This window comes from Streptomyces sp. 1-11 (genome assembly GCF_007176755.1).
Taxonomy (GTDB): Bacteria; Actinomycetota; Actinomycetes; order Streptomycetales; family Streptomycetaceae; genus Streptomyces.
In genome coordinates, this window is the sequence record NZ_BJTV01000016.1 from 91,465 (window position 1) to 99,659 (window position 8,195).

At 76.5% G+C, this 8,195-nt stretch carries 8 protein-coding genes; 2 read left to right on the top strand and 6 right to left on the bottom strand.

What is annotated here, in order from left to right; translation table 11 throughout:
• Positions 1-84: 84 nt before the first annotated feature.
• Complete coding sequence (locus tag TNCT1_RS28575; protein WP_143637777.1) at positions 85-981, top strand: SCO1860 family LAETG-anchored protein; 897 nt, start codon at positions 85-87, stop codon at positions 979-981.
• 58 nt (positions 982-1,039) lie between these two features.
• Here TNCT1_RS28575 and cobC read toward each other — a convergent pair whose 3' ends face one another.
• From cobC to cobM, 6 genes are read right to left on the bottom strand one after another with little or no spacing between them, the layout of a single operon-like run.
• Positions 1,040-2,116 carry an Rv2231c family pyridoxal phosphate-dependent protein CobC gene (gene cobC / locus TNCT1_RS28580; protein ID WP_143637779.1) on the bottom strand — a complete coding sequence of 359 codons (1,077 nt, stop codon included), beginning with the start codon at positions 2,114-2,116 and terminating at the stop codon, positions 1,040-1,042.
• The gene (locus TNCT1_RS28585) at positions 2,106-3,011 is read right to left on the bottom strand and encodes a sirohydrochlorin chelatase (RefSeq protein WP_143637781.1); all 906 of its coding nucleotides are present in this window, start codon (positions 3,009-3,011) and stop codon (positions 2,106-2,108) included. The genes cobC and TNCT1_RS28585 overlap by 11 nt, the downstream gene beginning before the upstream one ends.
• On the bottom strand, positions 3,008-3,595 hold the full coding sequence (locus TNCT1_RS28590) for a precorrin-8X methylmutase (protein WP_143637783.1): 588 nt from the start codon (positions 3,593-3,595) through the stop codon (positions 3,008-3,010). The genes TNCT1_RS28585 and TNCT1_RS28590 overlap by 4 nt, the downstream gene beginning before the upstream one ends.
• Positions 3,592-5,283, bottom strand: coding sequence for a precorrin-3B C(17)-methyltransferase (cobJ, locus tag TNCT1_RS28595; RefSeq protein WP_143637786.1), 1,692 nt, complete (start codon positions 5,281-5,283; stop codon positions 3,592-3,594). The genes TNCT1_RS28590 and cobJ overlap by 4 nt, the downstream gene beginning before the upstream one ends.
• Positions 5,280-6,512 carry a precorrin-6y C5,15-methyltransferase (decarboxylating) subunit CbiE gene (cbiE, locus tag TNCT1_RS28600; RefSeq protein WP_143637787.1) on the bottom strand — a complete coding sequence of 411 codons (1,233 nt, stop codon included), beginning with the start codon at positions 6,510-6,512 and terminating at the stop codon, positions 5,280-5,282. The genes cobJ and cbiE overlap by 4 nt, the downstream gene beginning before the upstream one ends.
• On the bottom strand, positions 6,509-7,327 hold the full coding sequence (gene cobM, locus TNCT1_RS28605) for a precorrin-4 C(11)-methyltransferase (RefSeq protein ID WP_143637948.1): 819 nt from the start codon (positions 7,325-7,327) through the stop codon (positions 6,509-6,511). Before cobM ends, cbiE begins: the two co-directional genes overlap by 4 nt.
• A 126-nt stretch (positions 7,328-7,453) precedes the next feature.
• On the opposite strand from cobM, the gene TNCT1_RS28610 reads away from it, so the two are divergent.
• A complete protein-coding gene (locus tag TNCT1_RS28610) occupies positions 7,454-8,185 on the top strand; it encodes a ZIP family metal transporter (protein ID WP_143637789.1) in 732 nt (243 codons plus the stop codon).
• The last annotated feature ends 10 nt before the right edge of the window (positions 8,186-8,195 follow it).

An 8,195-nucleotide genomic window follows, 5' to 3' on the forward strand; every position in this document is an offset into this window, starting at 1 on the left:
GTAACGCTGGATCGCCGACCGTTCACCCACAGTGCGTACAAGGTTGACGTGTCCCAAGCAGTTTCCTCTGGGGGTCCCACCGCCTTGAACAGCAACAACTTCCGCATGCCCGTACGCAGGATCGCCACGGCCGCGACGGTTACCGCGCTCGCCGCGGCGCCCGCGCTGCTGGGCGCGAGCGCCGCGCACGCCACCACCGGCCACGGCCGCGCCTCCGCCGTCGTGCTCCGCACCGGGCTCGACGTGTCCCTGCTCAACAAGACCGTGAACGTCCCGCTCGCGGTCTCCCTCAACGAGGTCCAGGCGCCGCGCAGCGCCGACCGTACCGCCCTGACGGCCCGTCTCGACGGCGTGAACGGCGGCCGCCCGTTCACCGTCCTCGGCGCGGAGGCCGCCTCCGCCCGTGCCACGGCGAACGGCCGGCTCGCCGAGGGCTCCGTCCGCCTCGTCCACGCCAAGCTGCACGTCCCGGGCCTGCCCCTGCTCTCCGTGGTGGAGGTGGGCACGGTCACCGCCAAGGCGACCTGCGCCGCCGGGAAGGCGCCGGTCGCCTCGGCGAATGTCCTCGGTGCCGTCACGGTCCTCGGCAAGCGGGTCACGCTGACCGCCGGCAGCCCCGCCGTGGTGAAGGTGCCGGGCGTCGGCGAGGTCGGCCTCGACCTCTCCCAGCGCCGGACCACCTCCCGTACGGCGGCCGCCACGGCACTCGAACTCAAGGTCTCCATCAACCCGTTGAAGCTGAACGTGGCCGAGGTGAACGGCACGGTCACGCTCGCCAAGGCCACCTGCGAGACCCCCGCACCCGCCCGGCACGACTCCGGCACCGCCCCCGAGGTCAAGCCCCAGGGCGCCCCGGGCGCCCAAGCCGACCTCGCGGAGACGGGCGGCGACTCGGCCACCCCGTACATCGCGGGCGGCGCGCTGGCACTGCTGCTGGCCGGCGGAGGCGCGGTGACCGTGGCCCGCCGCCGCAGGAACTGACGGGCCCCGGCCTCAAGGGGGGCGCCGGGCCGGGACGGCGCCCCCGGCGGCGCCCCGGCTACGGCAGTGCGGCCGACAGCGCAGCCAGGAACCCGCTCACCGTCCCCCGGTCCCGCACCGCCACCCGCACCCACTCGTCCCCGTCCAGGCCCGGGAACGTGTCCCCGCGCCGCACCGCGTACCCGAGCTCACGCAGCCGGCCCCGTACGGCACCCGCCTCCGGCAGCCGTACCAGCACGAACGGCCCCTCCGCCGGCGACACCACCCGCACCCCGCGGGACGCCAGCGCGGCGAGCCCGGCCAGCAGGTGGCCGCGGTCCGCCGCGATCCGGTGCGCCGCGTGCGCCGCCTCCGCCAGCGCCCGCGGCGCCACACACGCCTCGGCCGCGGCGAGGGCCGGCGTCGACACCGGCCACAGCGGCTGGGCCCGCTCCAGCGCGTCGATCGTCTCCGGCGCGGCCAGCACGTACCCGATGCGCAGCCCGGCCAGCCCCCAGGTCTTGGTCAGACTGCGCAGCACGACGAGACCGGGCACGTCGGTCCGCCCGGCCAGCGCCTCCCGCTCACCGGGCACCGCGTCCATGAACGCCTCGTCGACCACCAGAACCCGGCCGGGCCGGGCGAGCCCGGCGACCGAGCCGGCCGGGTGCAGCACCGACGTCGGGTTCGTCGGGTTCCCGATCACCACCAGGTCCGCGTCCTCGGGCACCGCCGCCGGATCCAGCCGGAACCCGTCCGCCGCCCGCAGCAGCACCCGGTCCACGGTGTGCCCCGCGTCCCGCAGCGCCGCCTCCGGCTCGGTGAACTGCGGATGCACCACCACCGGCCGGCGCACCTTCAGCGCCCGCGCCAGCAGCACGAACGCCTCCGCCGCCCCCGCCGTCAGCAGCACTCGCTCCGCCGGCAGGCCGTGCCGCGCGGCGACCGCCGCCCGCGCGGCCCGTCCGTCCGGGTAGGCCGCGAGGGACGGCAGCGAGGCGGCGATCTCCTCCCGCAGCCACTGCGGCGGGGTGTCCGCACGGACGTTGACGGCCAGATCGACCAGCCCCGCGCCGTCGTCACGCGTCTCCGCGTCCCCGTGGTGACGCAGGTCGGGCCCGCCGCCCGGGACGGCCCCGGTCTCCTCAGTGCGCATGGCTGTGCGAGTGCCCCCCGTGGTGGTGGCCGTCGTCGTCGGGGTGGAAGTGCGGCTGCTGCGGCAGCCCGACCTTGTCCTCGAAGCCGGGCAGCGCGATCCGGTACACACAGGAGTCGCAGTTCATCCGCAGATCGCCCTTGACGGCCTCCGCGTACCGCTCCATCACCAGGTCGAGCAGCTCCGGCTCGGGCCCGATGACGTCCGCGGAGCGCACCTCCAGCTCCGGGTGCGCGGCCGCCCACTCCTCGGTCTGCCGGCGCACCCGGTCCGGCAGGATGCCGGTGAACAGGAAGTACGGCAGCACGACGATCCGCCGCGCCCCCAGCCGTGCGCACCGGTCGAGCCCGCCGGGCACGTCGGGCGCCGCCAGCGACACGAACGCCGTCTCCACCCCGGCGTAGCCGCGCCCCTCCCACAGCAGCCGGGCCGCCTTGTGCACCTCGGCGTTGGCGTCCGGGTCGGTCGACCCGCGCCCCACCAGCAGCACGGTCACGTCGGACCGCTCGGCGGACGTACCGGCCAGCGCCTCCTCCAGCCGCCGCCGCAGCACGTCCAGCAGCGCCGGGTGCGGGCCGAGCGGCCGCCCGTAGGTGTACGAGATGCCCGGGTGCCGCTCCTTCTCCCGGTTCAGCGCCGCCGGGATGTCGCCCTTGGCGTGCCCGGCGGACACCAGCATCAGCGGTACGGCGGCGAAGCGCCGCACGCCCCGCTCCACCAGTTCGGCGACCGCCTCGCCCAGCGGCGGCGGGGACAGCTCGATGAAGCCTCCCGCGACGGGCAGTTCGGGGTGGCGGCGGCCCAGCTCCCGTACGAAGTCGCGGAACGCCTCGGCTCCGGCCTCGTCCCGGGTGCCGTGGCCGGCGATGAGCAGGGCGGGGGGCGGGGTGGTCACGGGGTCTCCTTCGGGGAAATCGGGTGGTACAGCAGGGCGTTGAGCGCGGCGGCGGCGACCGCCGACCCGCCCTTCTCGGACACGTTGCTCACGGCGGGCAGCCCGCTCGCGCGCAACGCCTCCTTGGACTCCACCGCGCCGACGAAGCCGACGGGCAGGCCGACGACGAGTGCGGGGGAGGCGTCCAGGGCCAGCAGCTCCTCGAGGGCGGTCGGCGCGTTCCCGATCACCCACAGGGCGCCGGGCCCGACCTGTTCGTAGGCGAGCCGGACGCCGTGCGCCGAACGGGTCAGCCCCGGACCGGCCACGGCGTCCTTCAGGCGGCAGACGGTCTCCCGGCGGGTGATGCCGGCCCCGACCATCTCGACGTCCACGACGACCGGCGCCCCGGCGTGCAGCGCGGCGTGCGCCCTGACCAGGTCGTGCTCGTCGGTGACGAGGTCGGTCGCGTAGTCCAGGTCGGCGGCGGAGTGGACGACCCGCTCCACCACCGCCCGGGTCAGCGGCGGGAGGTGCGAGGTGTCCAGCCGGGCGCGCAGCCGCCGGTAGGACTCCTGCTCGATGGGGTGGACGACACGGTTCACTTCGGCGCCTCCTGCCAGCGGTAGCCGCGCGGGGTCACCATGCGCCCGGCGACGCTCCGGGTCGCGGTGTTGCCCACGGTGACGACCGTCATCATGTCGACCGTCGCCGGGTCCAGTCCGCCGAGCGTGGTCAGCCGGCTCGACTCGTCCGGCCGGGAGGCGTTGCGCACCACGCCGACCGGCGTCGCCGGGTCCCGGTGCCCGGCGAGGATCGCGAGCGCCTTCGGGAGCTGCCAGTCGCGGCCCCGGGAGCGCGGGTTGTAGAAGGTGACCACGATGTCCGCCTCGGCCGCCGCCCGCACCCGCCGCTCGATGACCTCCCACGGCGTGTGCAGGTCGGACAGGCTGATGGACACGTGGTCGTGGCCGAGCGGCGCCCCGAGGATCGCCCCCGCGGCGAGCGCGGCGGTCACGCCCGGCACGCCGACCACGTCGATGTCGTCGGAGGCCTCGGCGAGCGCGGGCGACGCCATCGCGTACACGCCCGCGTCACCGCTGCCGATCAGCGCCACCGCGTGCCCGCGCCGGGCCTCCTCGACGGCCGTACGGGCCCGCTCCTCCTCCGCGCCGAGACCCGACTCCAGCACCCGGGTGCCGGGCCGCAGCAGGTCGCGGATCTGATCGACGTACTGGTCGAGGCCGACCAGCACCGAGGCCCGCCGCAGCTCCGCCGTCGCGCGCGGGGTGAGCAGGTCCCGGGCGCCCGGACCGAGCCCGACCACGGCGAGCCGCCCGCGGCCCGGGCGCCGTGCCACGGCGCAGGTCGCCATCGCCGGCCGGCCGTCGGCGCGCACCGACTTCCGCTTGGGCACGAGGAGTTCGCCGCCGCGCGCCAGCGCCGCCGCCTCCGCCACCGAGGGCGTGCCCACGGCCGCGAGCGGCGCGCCGGACGGGTTGGGCACCGCCACGTCCGCCAGCTCAGCCGCCGGGTACGTCACCAGGGGCACCCCCAGCCGCTCCGCCGCGGCCACGACGCCCGGCTCCTCGGACTTGGCGTCCACGGTGGCCAGTTCCGTGACCGACCGAGGCGACAGACCCGCCTCCCGCAGCGCCTCCTCGACCAGGGCGAGCACCTCGTCCGCCGGCGCGCCCCGGGAGGCGCCCACGCCGACCACCAGGGACGGCGGCCTGAGCAGCACCTCCCGCTCGCCCGGGGCCACGGCCCGGTCGGTGAGCCGCACGGTGTACGCGCCCGCCGGCGAGAAGGGCAGCGCGGGCAGCGGCCACGGCACCTCGGCCGCCAGGGCGACCGGCTCGCCGTCCAGCAGGGCCCGCGACACCGCGGCGACAGCGCCCTCGTACGGGAGTCCGAGGGTGTCGAGGCCCGGCAGTCCCACCGCGTCCGTCGCGGTCGTCACCACCGGCTCGGCGCCCAGCAGCCCGCCCACCTCGCGGGCGAGTTCGTTGGCTCCGCCGCCGTGCCCGCCGAGCAGCGACACCGCGAACCGGCCGCCCTCGTCCACGCACACCACGCCGGGGTCGGCCGTCTTGTCGCCGAGCAGCGGCGCGAGCAGCCGTACCGCCGCGCCCGTCGCCAGGAAGCAGACGAGCTGCTCGCACTCGGCGAACGCGGCCCGTACGGCCTCCCCGGCGCCGCCGTCGTACACCCGCGTACGGTCCGGCCAGGCCGCGGCCAGCCGGTCGCGCGCCGCCGCGCCCGCCGCGGTGGCGGAGATGAGGCCGATCACTTCGCTACTCCTTCACTGGTCGCCGGGGGCCTGACGCCCCACAGCAGGAAAACCGGATTGGCCGCCGCCAGCCGGGTCACGTCCCCGGGCAGCGGCGCCAGCCGGGACGACTGCAGCAGCACGCCGTCACAGCGCAGCCCCGCGCCCGTCAGCGCCGCCCGCGCGGCCGGCACCCGGTCCAGCGCGGCCAGGGCGACGACGACGGTCCGCCGGGCCCGCCGCGCGCACGCGCCGACGATGTCCGGCAGCTCGCGCCCCCCGCCGCCGACGAACACCGCGTCCGGGTCGTCGAGCCCGTCCAGCGCGTCCGGCGCCGCACCGTGCACCACGTCCACGTCGACCCCGTGGGCGGTGGCGTTGGCCCGGATCCGCCCGGCCCCCTCCGCGGTCCGCTCCACGGCGACGGCGGCCGCGCCGAGCCGCGCGCACTCCACGGCCACCGAACCCGAACCGGCCCCGACGTCCCACACCAGGTCGCCCAGGCGCGGGCCCAGCCGGGCCAGCGCCAGCGCCCGCACCTCGAACTTGGTGATCATCGAGTCGCGGTGCGCGAACTCGCCCTCGTCCAGGGCCCATCCGGCGGGCCGCGCCCCCGCCCCGGCGACCGTCCGCACCGCGCCCAGCGTCCGCGCCTCGTCCAGGCACAGCACCACGCTCACCGCCGTGCCCCAGTCCCGGGCGGCGGCCTCGGCGGGCGTCACCCGCTCCACGCGCTCGCGCTCCGGATCGCCCAGCGCGCTCGCCACCACCAGCACCCGGCCGCCGCCGAGCGCGGCTCCCAGCTCGGCCGGCCCGGCGCCCGGCCCGGTCAGCACGGCCACCTTCGGGTGCGCCCGGCAGGCGTTGACCGCCGTACGCAGGTCCCGCCCGTGCGCGCTGACCACGACCGCGTCGTCCCACGGCAGCCCCAGCCGCGCGAACGCGGCGGCCACCGAGGACACCCCCGGCCGCACGTCCAGCCGGCCCGGCCCGAACCGCTCGGCCAGCGCCCGCACGATCCCGAAGAACCCCGGGTCCCCGGAGGCCAGCACGACCACCGGCAGTCCCCGGTCCACGCACTCCCCGATCGCGTCCAGGGCGGGCGCCAGCGGCCCCAGCACGATCCGCCCGGCACCCTCGGGCAGGTCCACGGCGTCCAGGTGCCGCCGTCCGCCCACGACGAGTGCGGCCCCGGCGAGCACCTCGCCCGGGACCGGCGCCCCCGTCCCGGTGCCGACGACCGTGATCAACTCTTCGCCCTCTGCTCGCGCAGCGCCCGCCGCGCCTCCGGGTCGGCCTTGCGGTACCCGTGGAAGTGGCCGGGGTGGTACAGGTGCGAGCGGGTCCCGTGGGCGTCCAGGGCCGGGCCGACCAGGAAGAGGGTGTGCTTCCAGAGCCGGTGCTCCTTGACCGTCTCCTCCAGCGTGCCGATCGTGCACTTGACGACCAGCTCCTCCGGCCAGGTCGCCTGGTACGCGACGACCACCGGGGTGTCCGTCGGGTAGCCGCCCTCCAGCAGCTCCCGCACGAGCTGGCCGCTGCGCGCCGCCGACAGGAACACCGCCATCGTGGTGCCGTGCCGGGCGAACTCGCGCACCTCCTCGCCGGGCGGCATCGGCGTCTTGCCGCCCCCGAGCCGGGTCAGGACGACCGACTGGGCCACCTCGGGGATGGTCAGCTCCCGCCGGGCGAGGGCGGCCACGGCGGAGAACGAGGACACCCCCGGCACGACCTCCGTCGCGATGCCGATCTCCGCGCACCGGTCGAGCTGCTCCTGGGTGCCGCCCCACAGCGCCGGGTCACCGGAGTGGATCCGCGCGACCCGCAGCCCCCCGGCGTGCGCCCGCCGGTAGACGGCCACCACGTCCTCCAGCGACATGGCCGCCGAGTCCAGCACCTCCGCGTCGTCCCGGGCGTGCTCGAGGACCTCGGCCTGCACCAGGCTCGCCGCCCAGATCACCACGTCGGCCGCCGCGATCGCGCGCGCGGCCCGGAACGTCAGCAGATCGGCGGCGCCGGGGCCGGCACCGACGAACGTCACCTTGCCGGCGGGGGCATCGGCCATGGCCATGGGAAGGGGTCCTCTCGTGGGAAAGACGCAGGTCTGTTATGGGATGGAACGTCAGGGTCTGGGGGAGTGCGGAAGGCCCCGGATGTGCGCGAAGGCGCCTTCATCGGATAGCAAGGGCCCATGGCGGTCTTCGTCGCGCTCGGCGCGTTCCTGATGACGCTGGCCGGCGGCTGGACGGCACAGCGCGTGACCGACCGTCGCCATCTCGTCCTGGGTCTGGCCGGCGGCCTGATGCTGGGCGTGGTCGGCCTCGACCTGCTCCCGGAGGCGCTGCACGCGGCGGACCGCGAGATCTTCGGCGTGCCGGCGGCCCTGCTGCTGTTCGTGGCCGGGTTCCTGCTGGCCCATCTGGTGGAGCGCACCCTGGCCGCGCGCCAGGCGTCGCACGGGGGCGACGAGCACGTGCACCGCGCGCCCGAGGTGGGCCTGACGGCGGCGGCCGCGATGGTGGGTCACAGCGCCATGGACGGCGTGGCCATCGGCGCCGCCTTCCAGGTGGGCGGCGGCATGGGCGCGTCCGTGGCGCTCGCCGTGATCGCGCACGACTTCGCCGACGGCTTCAACACGTTCACCATCACCAGCCTGTACGGCAACGCCCGCCGCCGGGCGATGGGCATGCTGCTGGCCGACGCCTGCGCCCCGCTGCTGGGCGCGCTGTCGACGGTCTTCGTCCACATCCCCGAGCCGGTGCTCGGCGGCTATCTCGGCCTCTTCGGCGGCGTGCTGCTCTACCTCGCCGCCGCCGAGATCCTGCCCGAGGCCCACCACGAGCACCCGGCACGCTCCACCCTGCTGTTCACGGTCGCGGGTGTGGCCTTCATCTGGCTGGTGGTCGGCGTCTCCGGGGGCTGACCGCACGGGC